This window comes from Baekduia sp. Peel2402, assembly GCF_052567285.1.
On record NZ_CP199582.1, the window covers coordinates 5,086,856 to 5,102,056 of the forward strand.

General features: G+C 71.1%; 15 protein-coding genes. 7 read left to right on the forward strand and 8 right to left on the reverse strand.

All coding sequences use genetic code 11. From position 1 onward, the window contains the following. Positions 1-47 precede the first annotated feature (47 nt). Genes ACT01A_RS24800 through ACT01A_RS24820 form a run of 5 tightly spaced genes read right to left on the reverse strand, consistent with a single transcriptional unit; the run spans position 48 to position 4,214 of the window. Positions 48-560, reverse strand: coding sequence for a hypothetical protein (locus ACT01A_RS24800; protein WP_445149790.1), 513 nt, complete (start codon positions 558-560; stop codon positions 48-50). Between the two features lie 12 nt (positions 561-572). Beyond that, positions 573-1,358 carry an ABC transporter ATP-binding protein gene (locus ACT01A_RS24805; protein WP_445149791.1) on the reverse strand — a complete coding sequence of 262 codons (786 nt, stop codon included), beginning with the start codon at positions 1,356-1,358 and terminating at the stop codon, positions 573-575. Further along, positions 1,355-2,392 carry a FecCD family ABC transporter permease gene (locus ACT01A_RS24810; protein ID WP_445149792.1) on the reverse strand — a complete coding sequence of 346 codons (1,038 nt, stop codon included), beginning with the start codon at positions 2,390-2,392 and terminating at the stop codon, positions 1,355-1,357. Before ACT01A_RS24810 ends, ACT01A_RS24805 begins: the two co-directional genes overlap by 4 nt. Further along, positions 2,389-3,405, reverse strand: a complete 1,017-nt coding sequence (locus ACT01A_RS24815) for a FecCD family ABC transporter permease (RefSeq protein WP_445152864.1) — start codon at positions 3,403-3,405, stop codon at positions 2,389-2,391. Before ACT01A_RS24815 ends, ACT01A_RS24810 begins: the two co-directional genes overlap by 4 nt. After that, complete coding sequence (locus ACT01A_RS24820; protein WP_445149793.1) at positions 3,402-4,214, reverse strand: siderophore-interacting protein; 813 nt, start codon at positions 4,212-4,214, stop codon at positions 3,402-3,404. The genes ACT01A_RS24815 and ACT01A_RS24820 overlap by 4 nt, the downstream gene beginning before the upstream one ends. 135 nt (positions 4,215-4,349) lie before the next feature. Between ACT01A_RS24820 and ACT01A_RS24825 the strand changes: the two genes are divergently transcribed. Continuing rightward, positions 4,350-4,895, forward strand: coding sequence for a hypothetical protein (locus ACT01A_RS24825; RefSeq protein WP_445149794.1), 546 nt, complete (start codon positions 4,350-4,352; stop codon positions 4,893-4,895). 49 nt (positions 4,896-4,944) lie between these two features. Here the strand turns inward: ACT01A_RS24825 and ACT01A_RS24830 are convergent, their stop codons facing one another. After that, positions 4,945-5,916 (reverse strand): HD-GYP domain-containing protein, encoded by a 972-nt coding sequence (locus tag ACT01A_RS24830; protein WP_445149795.1) that lies wholly within the window; start codon positions 5,914-5,916, stop codon positions 4,945-4,947. Between the two features lie 164 nt (positions 5,917-6,080). On the opposite strand from ACT01A_RS24830, the gene ACT01A_RS24835 reads away from it, so the two are divergent. The 6 genes from ACT01A_RS24835 to ACT01A_RS24860 all read left to right on the forward strand — a co-directional run bounded on the left by ACT01A_RS24835 (position 6,081) and on the right by ACT01A_RS24860 (position 13,889). Continuing rightward, on the forward strand, positions 6,081-7,040 hold the full coding sequence (locus ACT01A_RS24835; RefSeq protein WP_445152865.1) for a ribose-phosphate diphosphokinase: 960 nt from the start codon (positions 6,081-6,083) through the stop codon (positions 7,038-7,040). A 34-nt stretch (positions 7,041-7,074) separates the two neighbouring features. Then, entirely contained in the window at positions 7,075-7,902 is an 828-nt protein-coding gene (locus ACT01A_RS24840) for an aldo/keto reductase (RefSeq protein ID WP_445149796.1), read from the forward strand. Between the two features lie 34 nt (positions 7,903-7,936). Continuing rightward, positions 7,937-9,484: a PucR family transcriptional regulator gene (locus ACT01A_RS24845; protein ID WP_445149797.1), complete on the forward strand. Its 1,548-nt coding sequence runs from the start codon at positions 7,937-7,939 to the stop codon at positions 9,482-9,484. 82 nt (positions 9,485-9,566) lie between these two features. Then, a complete protein-coding gene (gene mmsA, locus ACT01A_RS24850; protein ID WP_445149798.1) occupies positions 9,567-11,051 on the forward strand; it encodes a CoA-acylating methylmalonate-semialdehyde dehydrogenase in 1,485 nt (494 codons plus the stop codon). Further along, a complete protein-coding gene (locus tag ACT01A_RS24855) occupies positions 11,048-12,439 on the forward strand; it encodes an aminotransferase class III-fold pyridoxal phosphate-dependent enzyme (protein WP_445149799.1) in 1,392 nt (463 codons plus the stop codon). Before mmsA ends, ACT01A_RS24855 begins: the two co-directional genes overlap by 4 nt. A gap of 4 nt (positions 12,440-12,443) precedes the next feature. After that, entirely contained in the window at positions 12,444-13,889 is a 1,446-nt protein-coding gene (locus ACT01A_RS24860; RefSeq protein ID WP_445149800.1) for an aminobutyraldehyde dehydrogenase, read from the forward strand. Positions 13,890-13,892: 3 nt separating this feature from the next. Here ACT01A_RS24860 and ACT01A_RS24865 read toward each other — a convergent pair whose 3' ends face one another. Together ACT01A_RS24865 and ACT01A_RS24870 are read right to left on the reverse strand one after the other, a co-directional pair. Next, on the reverse strand, positions 13,893-14,645 hold the full coding sequence (locus tag ACT01A_RS24865) for a hypothetical protein (protein ID WP_445149801.1): 753 nt from the start codon (positions 14,643-14,645) through the stop codon (positions 13,893-13,895). An 18-nt stretch (positions 14,646-14,663) separates the two neighbouring features. Next, complete coding sequence (locus ACT01A_RS24870; RefSeq protein WP_445149802.1) at positions 14,664-15,176, reverse strand: GNAT family N-acetyltransferase; 513 nt, start codon at positions 15,174-15,176, stop codon at positions 14,664-14,666. Positions 15,177-15,201: the final 25 nt, after the last annotated feature.

Genomic DNA, 15,201 nt, shown 5'->3' on the forward strand with positions numbered 1-15,201 from the left:
CTTGGATTGTATCCAAATTTTGGGATAAATTTGGACGAATTTGGATATCAGCCAGACGCGGCAGCGCCGGCTGCGGCCGCTCCGCCCGCGGCGGCGGACGAGGCGTCTTCGGCGAGGGAGCGGACGATGTAGACGGCGAAGAGGAGGAGGCCTGGAGGGAAGGCCCCGAGGCCGGTGATGTCGACCTTGACGGGGCGCTTGCCCCAGCCTTTGCCTTCGATGAGGGCGAGTTCGGTGTCGGTGGTGGGGTCGGTGAGGGCGTAGCGTTGCTTCCAGGCGGAGGCGGGGCGTAGGCCGAACTCGTGGGACTGCCAGGTGAGGGTGCCGCCGCGGCGGAAGGTGCGGGGCTCGTAGGCGCCGATGGGCGTCGAGGCGGAGTCGAAGGCCTCGATGACGGGGCGGAAGAGGCCGCGGCGGGCGAACTCCCAGGAGCCCTCGCCGGTGGTGGTCTCGGCGTTCGCCGCGCGGCCGGTCCAGCCGCGCAGGCGCAGCGTGCCGACGCCGTCCAACGTGTAGGCCTTGCGGTCGTCGCGGGTGCGGGTCAGCTCGAGCTCAGGCATCGCCCGGGGACGCTATCGGCGGCGTGCGGCGGGCACCACCAGCGGGGTTCCCGTCTCGGGATCCGCGATCACCTTGCAGCGCAAGCCGAAGACCGCCTCGACCAGCTCGGCGTCGACGATCTCCTGCGGGTCGCCCTCGGCGACGATCTCCCCGTCGCGCATCGCGATCAGGTGCGTGCCGTAACGGCAGGCGTGGTTCAGATCGTGCAGCACCGCGACCAGCGTCCGGCCCTGGTCCTCGTGCAGCTCCGCGCACAAGTCCAACACCTCGATCTGGTGGGTGATGTCCAAGAACGTGGTCGGCTCGTCCAACAACAGCAACGGCGTCTCTTGCGCGAGCGCCATCGCCAGCCACACGCGCTGGCGCTGGCCGCCGGACAGCTCGTCGACCGCGCGCTCGGCGAGGTCGCTGACGCGCGTGGCGGCCATGGCGGAGGACACCGCCGCCTCGTCGTCCTTTGACCACTGTCGCAGCAGCCCCTGGTGGGGATAGCGCCCGCGGGCGACGAGGTCGGCGACCGTGATCGCGTCCGGTGCGATCGAGGACTGCGGCAGCAGCCCGAGCCGCCGCGCGACCTCCTTGGACGGCAGCGACGTGATCGCCTGACCATCCAACAGCACTTGTCCCTGGCGCGGCTTGATCATCCGCGCCAGCGCGCGCAACATGGTGGACTTGCCGCACGCGTTCGGGCCGACGACGACCGTGAACGCCCCGTCCGGGATCGTGACGTCGAGGTCGGCGGCGACCGTGCGGTCGTCATAGGACAACGTCAGGCTCTCGCCGAGCAGCCGGGTCATGCGCGGTTCCTCCGTGCCTCTTGGGCCAACAACCACATCAAGTACAGGCCGCCGAGCGCGCCGGTGAGGACGCCCACCGGCAGCGGGGTCGACGGGAATAGCCGTTGTGCGAGCACATCGCCCGCGAGCATCAGCACCGCGCCCGTCAGCGCGGCGGTCATGACGCCTGGGCCGGTCGCCGCGGTCAGGCGCCGCGCGATCTGCGGCGCGGCGAGCGCGACGAACGTCACGGGGCCGCAGGCGGCGGTCGCCACCGCGGTCAGCAGCGTGCCGACCAGCAGGTTCATCAACCTGGAGCGCTCGACCGCGACGCCGAGCGCCTTGGCGCCCTCGTCGCCCATCTCGATCATCCGCAGGTCGCGCTGCAGCAGCATCGTCAGCGGCATGAGCACGGCCAGGCAGACCAGCGTCGGCCACACGTGCTCCCAGCCGCGGCCGTTCAGCGAGCCGGTCAGCCACACCGACGCGGCCTGCACGTCCTCGATCTTGCCGCGCGTCAGCAGGTAGTTGACCGTCGCCTCCAACATCGCGCTGATCCCGATGCCTATGAGTACGAGCCGGTAACCCGACACGCCGCGGCGCCAGGCCAACCCGTACACCAACAGCGCGGTGATCAGGCCGCCGACGGTCGAGCCGGCCGCGATCGCGACGGTCCCGCCGCCGATCACCGTGATCTCGAAGACCGCGGCCGCCGCGGAGCCCGCGGTGAACCCGATGATGTCGGGCGATCCGAGCGGGTTGCGCGCGATCGACTGGAAGATCGCGCCCGCGGCGCCGAGCGCGGCGCCGGCGAGGATCCCGGTCAGCGCGCGCGGCAGGCGCAGCGTCTCGACCACGAACTCGGTGGCGCTGTCGCCCTGGCCAAGCAGCGTCTTGACCACGTCGCCGGGCGAGATGGGGTAGTCGCCGGTGCCGACCGCGATCACCAGCAGCGCGACGGTGACGAGCGTGAGCGCTACGACGACCGTGAGCGTGCGCGCTGGGGCGAACCGGCGGACCGGCACCGGGAGACGGCCGGCGACCGCGCCGATCACAGCTGGGCGATCCGCGAGCGGCGGATCAGCGCGACGAAGATGGGCCCGCCGAGGATCGCGGTCACGACGCCGACCTCGATCTCTCCCGGCCGGTCGATCACACGACCGATGACGTCGGCGGCCAGCAGGAAGGCGGGGGCGAGCACCGCCGAGTACGGGATCACCCAGCGCTGGTCGGGGCCGCACAGCGCGCGGGCGACGTGCGGGACGGTCAACCCGATGAACACGATCGGCCCGGCCGCAGCGGTCGCCGCGCCGCACAGAAGCGTGACGGCGACCGCGCCCGCGACGCGCGTTCGGCCGACGTGCGCCCCGAGCGCGCGACCCGCGTCCTCGCCGAGCGCCAGCGCGTTCAGCGGCCGCGCCATCGCCAGGGCCAGCACGAGGCCGACGATCAGAAACGGCGCGATCTGCCAGACGACGTCGGTGTCGTGGCCGCCGAGCGCGCCGACCAGCCAGAAGCGGTAGCGCTCCAGCACGCGCGTGTCGACGATCGTGACGCCGTTGATCACGGCGTTGAGCGCGAAGGTGACGGCGGTGCCGGCCAACGCCAGTCGGACGGGCGTCGCGCCGCTGCGCCCCTGCGCGCCGATCCCGTAGACGAGGATCGCCGCGAGTGCCGCGCCTACGAAGCCGAACCACACGTACTGGGTGGCGCTCGTGATCCCGAGCAGCGCGACGCCGAGGACGATCGCGGTCGCCGCGCCGGCGTTGATGCCGAGCAGCCCGGGGTCGGCGAGCGGGTTGCGGGTCAAGGCCTGCATCAACGCGCCGGCGACGCCGAGCGCGGCGCCGACCAAGATCCCCAACATGGTCCGCGGGATCCGCAGGTCGTGCACGACGACCGCGTCCTCGGAGTGGTCGTTGTGGAACAGCAGCTCCCAGACGCGATGCAATGGGATTGGCTTGGCGCCGACCGAGATCGACAACAACAGGATGAACGCGAGCGCGGCCAGCGCGAGGAGCAGGCCCAGCGCGCGGGTCGACGTGGACCTTCCGAGCGGCAACGTCAGCTTTCGTCGGCGTCGACGTCGTCCGGGGTGGTGCGGTGCTTCCAGTAGCCGATCGCCTGCATCGGGCCGATCGGCAGGCCGCGCACGTCGCGCAGGTGCTCGCGCAGCGCACGGACGGCGAGCGACTCGCCCGCGACCCAGACCTTGGCGCGGCCGTCCGGGAGCGTGGCGGCGCGCAGGATGTCCAGGAGCTTCGGGCAGCAGCCGGCGGGGTCGCCGTCGCGGTGGATCCAGGTGATCTCGGCGTCGCAGCGGGGCTCTAGGTCCTGGCGCTCGTCCGCGTCGGCGACCTCGATGTAGGCCAACGCGTGGTGGCCGGCCGGGAGGCGCTCCAGCGTGGCGGCGATCGACGGCAACGCGGTCTCGTCGCCGACGAGCAAGGTGTAGTCGGCTTCTGGGTCCGTGATGAAGTGGGTGCGCGGGCCGGCGACGCCGATCCGGTCGCCGGGCTGCACGCTGCCGCCCCAGCGCGAGGCGATCGCTCCGTCGCCGTGCAGGACGACGTCGATCGTCAGCGCCGGCGTGTCGCGGTCATACGCGCGGATCGTGTAGTTCCGGGCGTGCTGCTCGGGCGCCTCGGGCGGGAAGCGCCAGGTGCCCTTCAGCGGAAGGACGGGATCCGACGCGCCCTCGGCGGGCCAGATCAGCGTGAGGATCTCGCCGGGCTCCTCGTTGGGGTAGCCCGCGACGGCATCTCCGCCGAGCGTGATGCGCGCCATCTGCGGCGTGATCCGCTCAACCGCGGTGACGGTGGCGATGCCGGTGTGGAGGGGGAACGGACGTGTCTGCGCAGCAGAGGCGGCGGCCATCTCGTTAGGCAACCCTAACAGGGGGCGGCGGGCTCCTGCGTCGCGACAGGTCGATCGACGTGGTTGCGCGGTCGACCGGAGACGTGAGAGGGTCCCGCACCGGTCAGCGGTCCCTTCTACGAGAGAGAGCCCCCAGTGTTGAACACCGTTAGGACCCGTCTGAGCTACTCCAACGTCACGGCGACGCTCGCGCTGTTCGTGGCGCTCAGTGGCAGCGCTTACGCGGCGATCAAGCTCCCGCCCGACAGCGTCGGACCCGTTCAGCTGCGTGACAACGCCGTCAGCTCGCCCAAGGTTCAGAACGGGTCGCTGCTGGCCTCCGACTTCAAGGCCGGCCAGCTGCCGGCCGGACCCAAGGGGCCGGCGGGCTCCACCGGCCCGGCTGGTCCTGCCGGTCCGCAGGGCCCCGCCGGCGGCCTCAACGGCCTGGAGGTCATCTACGCCGCCAGCGTCGGCGGCGCCTTCACCGTCAAGTCCGCCGAGGCTCACTGCCCTCCGGGCAAGAAGGTCACCGGCGGCGGCCACGTGATCTCCGGCGAGACGAACGCGCGCGCCGTCGTCAGCGCGCCCGGCGCGGTCCCGAACCCGACCTCCTGGTACGTCCAGGCCGTCGAGCCCGCCGCCACCGGCATCGGCTGGACGCTCTACGCCTACGCCGTCTGCGCGAACGTGGCGTCGTAAGCCGGCGCGAATGCGGGGATCCGGGTCGCTTCGGCGTCGAATATCGACGCTACGGCGACCCGGATCCCGACGCGAGCGCGTCGAGCAGGCCCCAGACCACCGCCGGGTCGAAGTGCGACCCGGTTCCGGCGACGATCCGCTCGCGCGCCAACGGCTCGGGCAGCGCCTCGCGGTAGGGGCGGTGTGAGGTCATCGCCTCGTAGGCGTCGCAGACCGCGATCACGCGCGCGCCGATCGGGATCGCCTCGGCGGCCAGGCCGTCGGGGTAGCCCGTGCCGTCCCAGCGTTCATGGTGGTGTCGGACCGCCAGCGCGGCCTCCTTGAAGCCCGGGATTGCCTCCAGCGCCTGGGCGCCCCAGACCGGGTGCTCGCGCATGATCGACCACTCGGCGTCGTTCAGTGGCCCCGGCTTGTGGAGGATCTGGTCGGGCACGCCGATCTTGCCGAGGTCGTGCAGGTGGGCGGCGATGTGGAGGTGGGCCATCTCGGCGCCGGTCACGCCGACGCGGCGCGCGACGCCCTCACAGAGGTCGACGACGGTGTCTGAGTGGCGGCCGGTGTAGCCGTCGCGCAGGCCGAGCAGCGTGGCCAGCGAACCGACCGAGGCCTCCAGCGTCTCGGCCAGGCGGCGTTCGGCCTCGGCGGCGCGCAGCGCCTCGGTCGCGAGCGTGGCGAGGTCGTCGAGCGTCTCGTGCAGGACGCGGCCGCGGCGCATCCCCGGCCGCAGCAGGGTCAGCGTGCCCCAGGCGATGGCGCCCTCGCCGAGCAGGAGCAGGGCGGAGGCGCTGTCGCGCGCGACGACGAGGCCGCCGCGGTCGAGCAGCGCGCGGTCGGGGACCGACAGCTCGCCGAGCATGTCGACGTCGCCGGCTGCGGCCAGCAGCTCGTGATCTTCGGCGGCCGCTGCGGAGCGCGTGATCGCGACGGCCGCCGAAGTGGTCGTCCGGCAAGCCTGGTGGGCCACGTGCGTCAGCAGCGGATGCGTCGTCGGCTGCGTCGCGGGAAGCTGAAGGCGGGCCATGTGACGGTTCAGCGTTGCCCGTCTCATTGGATCGAAAACGGCACATGGACGACCTGACCAGCCTTTGCGCAGAAAAACTGCACGAAGTTGCACCGAAAGGGCGCTGAGTGGTCCGCAGGCCGCCCCTGGAACAATCGCCGGTACCCGTGACGACCCACCTTCCCCTGGACTACGACAAGCGCCTCATGCTCTTCGCGGGGCGCAGCTCAACCGCGCTGGCCGGCTCGATCGCCGACCTGCTGGGGGTGGAGGCCGGGCCGGTCGACCTCCAGACCTACGCCAGCGGCGAGATGTACTGCCGCTACGAGGAATCGGTGCGCGGCGCCGACGTGTTCCTGATCCAGTCGCTGGCGTCTACGCGCGACGGGACGCTGTCGCTCAACGACGCGCTGATGGAGCTGGTGCTCCTGGTCGACGCGGCCGTCGGCGCGTCGGCGCACCGCGTGATCGCGGTGATCCCGTGGTTCGGCTACTCGCGCCAGGACATGAAGTCGCGGCTGCGCGAGCCGATCAGCGCACGGGCGGTCGCGCGGATGCTGGAGTCGGTCGGCGTCGACCGCGTCCTGACCGTCGACCTGCACACCGGCCAGGCACAGGGCTTCTTCCGCGTGCCGGTCGACCACATGACCGCCATGCACGCGCTGGCTGACGCGGCGCGCGAGGGGCTGCCGTCCGACGCGGTCGTGGTCGCGCCCGACGCCGGTCGCGTGAAGCTGGCCAAGAAGTTCTCCACCTTGTTGGGCGCCGAGCTGGCGATCCTCGATCCGGAAGCCGACAACCCGAAGCACCGCGTGATCGGCGAGGTTTCGGGGCGCTGCGCGATCGTCGTGGACGACATCCTCGACACGGGCCGGACGCTGGGCGCCGCGGTGCGGGCGCTGCGGGATGGGGAGGCGCGGGCGATCCGCGCGGTCGCGATGCACCCGGTGTTGAGCCCGGGGACGCTGGACGCGGTGGCCGAGCTGGGGCTCGACGAGCTGTTGGTGACCGACACGGTGCCCTTGCCAGCCGGCGCGCCGCCGATCGTGCGGGTGGTCTCGTGCGCGGACCTGCTGGCCGACACGATCCACCGGATCTTCACCGACGACTCGGTCGCCGAGGCGTTTGGCGGGGACAACATCTAGGGGTTGCTCAGCCGACGTCCTAGGGTGGCGTGTCATGAGCGCGATCCCTTCCGTCGACCTCGGCGGCGACGTCACCATCCCGCAGCTCGGTTTCGGCGTCTTCCAGATCCCGGACGATGACACCGAGCGGGCGGTCACCCAGGCGCTGGAGCTCGGCTACCGCCACATCGACACCGCCGCGATCTACCGCAACGAGAAGGGCGTGGGGCGGGCGCTGGCGGCGTCGGGGTTGGCGCGCGACGAGGTGTTCGTGACCACCAAGCTGTGGAACGACGCCCAGGGGCGCGAGAGCGCGCCGGGCGCTCTGGCCGACAGCCTGTCGCGTCTGGGGCTGGAGTACGTCGACCTGTACCTGATCCACTGGCCGTCGGCCAAGCAGGGGTTGTACGTCGAGACGTGGGAGGCGCTGCTGGAGCTCCAGCAGGAGGGGCTCTCTCGCGCGGTCGGGGTCTCGAACTTCCAGATCCCGCACCTGGAGGCGATCATCGAGGCGACCGGCGTGTCGCCGTCGATCAACCAGGTCGAGCTGCACCCGTGGCTGGCGCAGGGCGAGCTGCGCGCGTTCCACGCGCAGGCGCAGATCGCCACGGAGGCCTGGTCGCCGCTGGCGCAGGGCGGGTCGTTCCTGAGCGACACGACGCTCGCCGGGATCGCGGGCGCACACGGCAAGTCGGTCGCGCAGGTGATCCTGCGCTGGCACGTGCAGCTCGGCAACGTGGCGATCCCGAAGTCGGCGACGCCGTCGCGGATCGCCGAGAACGCGCAGGTCTTCGACTTCGAGCTGAGCGCGGGCGAGATGGACGCGATCGCGGGGCTGGACCGCGGCGAGCGCGTCGGGCCGGACCCGGATCGGTTCGGCTGACCCTTTGGGTGGAGCGGCTGCCAGACTGGACGTTGTGTCGGGTCCGGCCGCTCCACCGCGCATCACCGTCGCCGCCGCGCTGGAGCTGCCGGCGCTGCGCCGCGGGCTGCCGGAGGTCGTCGCGGGCGCGAGCGGGCTGGACCGGCCGATCCGCTGGGTGCACGCGGGCGAGGTCCCGAACATGGCGTCGCTGCTGCGCGGCGGCGAGCTGCTGCTGACGACCGGGATGGGGATCGGCCCGCGCGCGGCCGACCAGCGCCGGTTCGTGGCCGAGCTGGCGGCGCGGGAGGTCGCGGCGTTGGTCATCGAGTTGGGCCATACGTATGCGCAGAAGCTGCCGGGGGCTTTGGTGGCCGCGGCCGAGCGGGCGGCGCTGCCGCTGGTCGAGCTGCACGCTGCGGTCCCGTTCGTGGCGGTAACCGAGGCGATCCACACCGAGATCGTCAACCACCACTACGACTTGCTCCGCCGCGCCGAGGAGCTGCAGTCGGCGTTCACGGAGCTGATGCTCGGTGGTGGCGGGATCCCGGGCGTGCTCGCACTACTGGCCGAGGCGGTGGGCAACCCGGTGGTCTTGGAAGCGGGGGACGGGCGGCTGTTGTTCCATGCGACCGGGCCGTCGGGCGTCGATCCCGTCGCGGCGTGGTCGCAGGCTGGTGGAGATGTTGGGGTTGTTGCCTCGGTGGCGGGCGGCGGGCGCGTGGTCATCCTGCCGGTGGATGGTCCCTTGGATGCTTCTTTTGCCGTGTTGGCCGCGGAGCGCTGCGCCGGGATCGTCGCGCTGGCGCTGCTGCGGACGCGGCAGGAGGAGGAGCTGCTGGCGCGCGGGCGCGGGGACCTGCTCGGCGAGCTGGCGGCGGGGCGGATCTCGGCGGCCGAGGCGGCGGCGCGGGCGCGGGCGATGGGCTTCGTCGATCGCGACGCGGTGGCGCTGCTGCCGGTCGTGGCGCGGCGGGGTGGCGACGGCCGTAGCGGCGGGGCGTGGACCGAGGTCCTGCGCGAGGTCGAGCAGGGCGTGGCGGGTCTGGGCCGTCCGGCGTTGATCGGCGTCGACGCGGGCGGCGAGGTGTTGTTGGTGGTCCTCGGGCTGCGGGCGGGCGACGTGCGCGGTGGGGTGGCCGATCGGGTGGCGGAGGTGCTGGGTACCGGCACGGTCGTCGCGGTGGGCGCCGCGGCTCAGGGTTGGGACGCGGTCGCCGCCGGGCTGCGCGACGCGGCCGACAGCGGCGCGGCGGCGGCGCGGGTCGCACCGCGGCTGTGGCACGACGCGACCGCGATGGGACTCGATCGCCTGCTGTGGCGCTGGCGCGACCGCGCCGAGCTGGCCGAGTACGTCGCGGCGACGCTCGGGCCGGTGATCGCCCATGACGCTCGGCGCAAGCACGCGCTGCTGCCGACGCTGGAGGCGCTGTGCGCTAACGGCGGGCGCAAGGCCGAGACGGCGCGGGCGCTGCACCTCAACCGCCAGGCGCTCTACGACCGGCTCAAGCGCCTGGAGGACGTGCTCGGCCGGAAGTTGTCTGATCCGCGGGTGTTGCTGGACTTCCAGGTCGCGATCGAGGCCCGGCGGCAGGTCGAGTAGACGTTCTGTCTGTTCGCGGGGCGCAGCTTGGGACGGGGCGCCTATTGCGCGATCCCGGGGGTGACCGGGAGCCTGTGGGTCGATGACCTCGACCGCTGTCCCCACCTCCACCGACGTCCGCACGCTGGCCAACTACATCGGCGGCGCGTGGGCGCCCGCTGCGGGCTCCGATGTGCTCGAGGACCGCGACCCGGCGACGGGCGAGCTGCTCGCCGTCGTGCCGCTGTCGACGGCCGCCGACGTTGATGCCGCGGTGCAGGCCGCGCGTGCCGCCCTGCCGGGCTGGCGTCGCACGTCGCCGCTGGTCCGCGCCCGCGCCGTGATGGCGCTGCGCGACGTCCTGAACGAGCACCGCGCCGAGCTGGCCGAGCTGGTCGCGCGCGACATGGGCAAGACGCTGGACGACGCGTCGGCCGAGGTGGGGCGCGGGATCGAGTCCTGCGAGGCGGCGATCGGGATGCCGCACCTCTTGAAGGGCGAGAACCTGGAGGGCGTGGCGACCGGCGTCGACGTCGAGCTCGTCCGCCAGCCGGTCGGCGTCGTGGCGGCGATCACCCCCTTCAACTTCCCGGCGATGATCCCGCTGTGGTTCCTGCCCTACGCGGTGGCGGCGGGCAATGCCTTCATCTTGAAGCCGTCCGAGCAGGATCCGCTGGCGGGCGAGCGGATCGTCGAGTTGGCCAATGGGTTGGGCGTGTTCCCGAAGGGGTTGATCAACCTGGTGCACGGCGCGCACGACGTCGTCAACGGGCTGCTCGACCACCCGGGCGTGGCCGCGATCTCGTTCGTGGGGTCGGCGAAGACGGCGCGCTACGTGGCGACGCGCGGTGCCGAGAACGGCAAGCGCGTCCAGGCGCTGGGCGGCGCGAAGAACTCCATGGTGGTCATGCCCGACGCCGACCCCAAGTTGATGGTCGACGGCGTGATGGGCTCGGCCTTCGGCGCCGCGGGGCAGCGCTGCCTGGCGGGGTCCCTGGCGGTCCTCGTGGGCACGGCCGCCGAGCAGGACGCGTCGCGCGACCGGATCGTGGCGGCGGCGAGCGCGCTGCGGGTCGGCGCGGGCCTTGATCCCGAGACCGACGTCTGCCCGGTCGTCTCGCCGGCGCAGCGCGAGCGGCTGGTGGCGGACATCGGAGCGGCCGAGGCCGACGGCGCGCGGGTCGTCCTGGACGGCCGCGGCGACGCGGGGCCGGGCGGCTGCTCGCTGGGGCCGACGATCCTCGACGACGCGCCCGAGGGGCACAAGGTCATCACCGACGAGCTGTTCGGGCCGGTGCTGACGCTGGTGCGCGCGTCGGATCTTGACGAGGCCATTGCCTTCGTCAACTCCTCGCGGTACGGCAACGCGTCCGTGATCTTCACCGAGTCCGGCGGCGCGGCGCGCGCCTATCGGTACGGCGTCGAGGCCGGCATGGTGGGCGTCAACGTCGGTGTGGCGGCGCCGGTCGCCTGGTTCCCGTTCTCCGGCTGGAAGGACTCCATCGACGGAGACCTCCACGCCAACGGCCGCGACGCGGTCGAGTTCTACACCCGCAAGAAGGTGGTCACCTCACGATGGGCGGCATGACGCACGACGAGCTCCAGCAGGCGGCTTCTGAGCACCTGCTGCTGCACTTCTCCAAGCAGAGCGTGGAGGACCTATTGGTGTTGGAGCGTGGCGAAGGGCCGTACGTCTTCGACACCAAGGGCAACAAGTACGTCGACGCGTTGTCGTCCTTGTTCTGCGCGCAGCTCGGCTACTCGTTCGGCGAGGAGATGGCGGCCGCCGCAGCGGCGCAGCTGACCACGCTGGCGTTCAACACCAACTGGGGCACGGCGCACCCGGCGTCGATCGAGCTGGCGGCGCGGCTGGCGTCCGTCGCGCCGGGCGACCTCAATCGCGTGTTCTTCACGAGCGGCGGGTCGGAGTCGGTCGAGGCCGCGTGGAAGATCGTGCGCGAGCACTACATCGCGATCGGGCAGCCGCAGCGCCGCAAGGCGATCGCGCGTGACATTGCCTACCACGGGGTGACCCTGGGGGCGTTGTCGTTCACCGGCGTGGCGCGGTTTAAAGAGCCGTTCGCGCCGGCGCCGATCGACGTCACGCACGTGTCCAACACCAACTTGTTCCGCGGCGGGCCGGACGGCGGACCGGTCGTCGACGAGGACGCGTTCACGGCGTCGTTGTTGAAGGAGATGGAGGACGCGATCGTGGCCGCGGGGCCCGACGAGGTCGCGCTGATCATCGCCGAGCCGATCCAGAACGCGGGCGGCGCGCTGAAGGCACCGCGCGGCTACTGGCAGGGCCTGCGGGCGTTGGCGGACAAGTACGGGATCTTGTTGATGGCCGACGAGGTCATCGCCGGGTGCGGGCGCATGGGCGAGTGGGTGGCGTCCGGCCGCGAGGGCATCACGGTCGACCTGGTGTCCTTGGCCAAGGGCCTGACCAGCGCGTACGGGTCGATGGGTGCGGTGCTCGCGCGTGACGCGGTGATCGACCCGATCGTCGAGGCCGGCGCGGTACTGCGGCACGGCATCACGTTCGGCGGGCATCCGCTGGCGGCGGCCATGGCGCTCAAGAACATGGACATCTTCGAGCGAGAGGGCGTGCTGGAGAACGTGCGCGCCTTGACGCCGGTTCTGGCCGACAAGCTGGCCGTCTTGAAGGACCTGCCGATCGTCGGCGACGTCCGCGGCGACGGGTTCTTCTGGGCGATGGAGCTGGTCAAGGACGATGAGAACACGCGCTTTGACCAGGGCGAGCGCGACAAGCTGCTGCGGGGCTTCTTGCCCGGGCGGCTGCGTGAGGCGGGGCTGATCGCGCGCGCCGACGACCGCGGCGACGCCGTCCTGCAGATCGCGCCGCCGCTGATCAGCGACGTCGAGGTGCTGGACGACATCGTGGCGCGGTTGAACGACGTGTTGAGCGACGCGGGCGTCCACATGGGCGTCGGCACGACGGCTGGAGTGGCCTGATCCAATGAGCACCGTGTCGATTCCCGAGTTCAAGAACCTGGTCGGCGGCGAGCTGGTCGAGGGCGTTGAAGGCGCGACGCGCGAGGTCCTGAACCCCGCGACGGGCGAGGTCATCGCGCGCGTGCCGGAGGGCGGCGCGGCTGACGTCGAGCGGGCGGTCGCGGCGGCGCGCGAGGCGCGGATCGGCTTTCGCGACACGATTCCGGCGAAGCGCCAAGAGCTCTTGTTGGCGATGGCGGATGTCTTGGACGCGCACGCCGAGGAGTTGGCGGCGCTGGAGATCGCCAACGTCGGCAAGCCCAACTCGCTGGCGGCTGAGGAGATGCCGATCTGCTCTGACGAGCTGCGCTTCTTCGCGGGCGCGGCGCGGACGATGCAGGGCCAGGCGACCGGAGAGTACGGCGAGGGCTACACGTCGTTCGTGCGCCGGGAGCCGCTCGGGATCGTCGGGCAGATCGCGCCGTGGAACTACCCGTTGATGATGGCGATCTGGAAGATCGCGCCGGCGCTGGCGGCAGGCAATGTCGTTGTGTTGAAGCCGTCGGAGCTGACGCCGATCTCGACGCTGCGCTACGCCGAGCTGGTCGCGGAGGTGCTGCCGCCGGGCGTCTTGAACGTGGTGACGGGCGACGGGCCGGGAGTGGGGCAGCACATCGTCGAGCACCCGGAGATCTCGCTCGTCTCGCTGACCGGCTCCGTCGGCACCGGCAAGAACATCGCGCGCACCGCGGCGGACACGCTCAAGCGCGTGCACTTGGAGCTCGGCGGCAAGGCGCCGGTCGTCGTCTTCGCCGACGCGGACGTCAAGGCCGTCGCGGAGTCGCTGCGGGTGGCGTCGTTCTTGAACAGCGGCCAGGACTGCACCGCGGCGTCACGCGTCCTCGCCGTGCCGGAGATCTACGACGCGCTCGTCGAGGAACTGGCCGCCGCCGCCTCGTCTTTGGTCGTCGGCGACCCCGCCGAGGGCGAACAGGTCGAGATGGGCCCCGTGATCAGCGCGCGCCAGCAGGAGCGCATCTTGGGGTTCTTGGACCGCGCGACGTCGTCCGGCGCTGAGCTGGTCACCGGCGGCTCTGCCGGGCGCGACGCCGGCTTCTTCGTCGACCCCACCATCATCACCAACGTGGGGCAGAAGTCCGAGGTCGTCCAGTCCGAGATATTCGGCCCCGTCGTCACCGTCCAGCGCCTCGACTCCGCCGACCAGGCGATCGAGTACGCCAACGACGTCCCCTACGGCCTCGCCGCCTCCGTCTGGACCCGCGACGTCGCCCAGGCCATGAACGCCATCCGCCAGCTCGACTTCGGCTGCGTCTGGGTCAACGACCACCTTCCCTTCCTCTCCGAGATGCCCCACGGAGGCTTCAAGGAGTCCGGCTACGGCAAGGACCTCTCCATCTATGCGCTCGAGGACTACACCCGCATCAAGCACGGGATGATCAAGCTGAGCTAGGCATCAGCCCTCCGGCCAGTCCCAGCTGTCGTCATCAAACAGGATGACTGGCTGCGTTTGCATCTCCGGAAGCAATGTGAGCGCTTGTTGGGCGATATCGGGATCGTCTGTGACGACCACGGCAATCACCTCGGTTCCGTCAGCCATAGGACGTCTGATCTCGACGCGTGTCATTCCCTTCGGAGCGCGCGCTCGCACTAATAGCTTGATCGCGTCGTAGGCCGCGTTGCCGAGCACACCCGTTGCGATGTCAGTGAGGACGAGTGCGATTGTCGCGATCTCGACGGCCGCGCTGAACTGGAACAGAAGCGCCGAATCGGTTGGGACGACGGCGTCGAGAAGAACCCGCGCATCTTCGAGTTGGTCCTGTGTCCACGCCGCGGGATCTGCCGCGAGTGTCACGGAGGCTTCCCGGGCTGGGTCCGACCGCACCAGGCTGCTGCTCATGCTGAATGAGAACCCGCCCGGACCGCCTTCTGCCGCCACGGCGTCTTGGACTTCTTGCCAGTCGCCGAGTTCGATCTCGACAGTCACGTCGATTGCCGTCTCCCCGTTGGGGAGTGAGACGACCTCTGCATCGATTACGCGACCGTCGAGACGATGGGTAGGATCGTGGTTGAACTGCACTGGCATGCGCCCGGACTTAAAGTGTTCAGCCAGCTGGTGTAGGACCTGAGGCGCAAACATGTAGTCCGAGTAGCGAGACGACGGACGCGTCAGCTCGAAGCGCGTTGTGATCGTCGTGTAAGGGGGCACGTCGTCAGTGTGGAGGCGTTACCGGATGCTCAAAAAATCGGTCGTGACCTCCACGGTCCCGGCGCCCGCCGGGTGGTGCGTGGTCGGTCCGAGGCGCTCGAAGAGCTTGAGCATGGCGACGTTGTCGGCCAGGACGAGGCCGGTGAAGGTCGTGATCCCGACGGCGCGGGCGCGCGCCGCGAGGGCGTCGAGGAGTAGGGAGCCGAGGCCGCGGTGCTGCCAGGCGTCGGCGATGGCGAGGGCGATCTCGGCGTGGGTTGGGTCGTCCGTGGAGCGGACGAAGCGGGCGATGGCGATGCCGTGGCCGGTCTTCGGATCCGCGGCGCCGAGGGCTTCGTGGTTGATGTGGTCGACGTCGGTGAGGTACTTCAGCGTCGTGCCGTTCAGCGTCGGCGGTGTGCCGAGGAAGCGGCGGTAAGCGCTGGCCGGTGAGAGGTGCTCGAGGCCGCGTTTGAGCTCGTCGCCGTCGTCGGTTGTCAGCGGGCGGATGACCACGGGAGTGCCGTCGGGGAGGTGGGCTTCAGAACGCAAGGGGTACGACCGACTACCAGATCTG

Coding starts and splice junctions, on each gene's coding strand:
- ACT01A_RS24805 (WP_445149791.1), bottom strand. CDS start 1,358: ATGACCCGGCTGCTCGGCGAGAGCCTGACGTTGTCCTATGACGACCGC.
- ACT01A_RS24830 (WP_445149795.1), bottom strand. CDS start 5,916: ATGGCCCGCCTTCAGCTTCCCGCGACGCAGCCGACGACGCATCCGCTG.
- ACT01A_RS24860 (WP_445149800.1), top strand. CDS start 12,444: ATGAGCACCGTGTCGATTCCCGAGTTCAAGAACCTGGTCGGCGGCGAG.
- mmsA (WP_445149798.1), top strand. CDS start 9,567: ATGACCTCGACCGCTGTCCCCACCTCCACCGACGTCCGCACGCTGGCC.
- ACT01A_RS24820 (WP_445149793.1), bottom strand. CDS start 4,214: ATGGCCGCCGCCTCTGCTGCGCAGACACGTCCGTTCCCCCTCCACACC.
- ACT01A_RS24840 (WP_445149796.1), top strand. CDS start 7,075: ATGAGCGCGATCCCTTCCGTCGACCTCGGCGGCGACGTCACCATCCCG.
- ACT01A_RS24800 (WP_445149790.1), bottom strand. CDS start 560: ATGCCTGAGCTCGAGCTGACCCGCACCCGCGACGACCGCAAGGCCTAC.
- ACT01A_RS24855 (WP_445149799.1), top strand. CDS start 11,048: ATGACGCACGACGAGCTCCAGCAGGCGGCTTCTGAGCACCTGCTGCTG.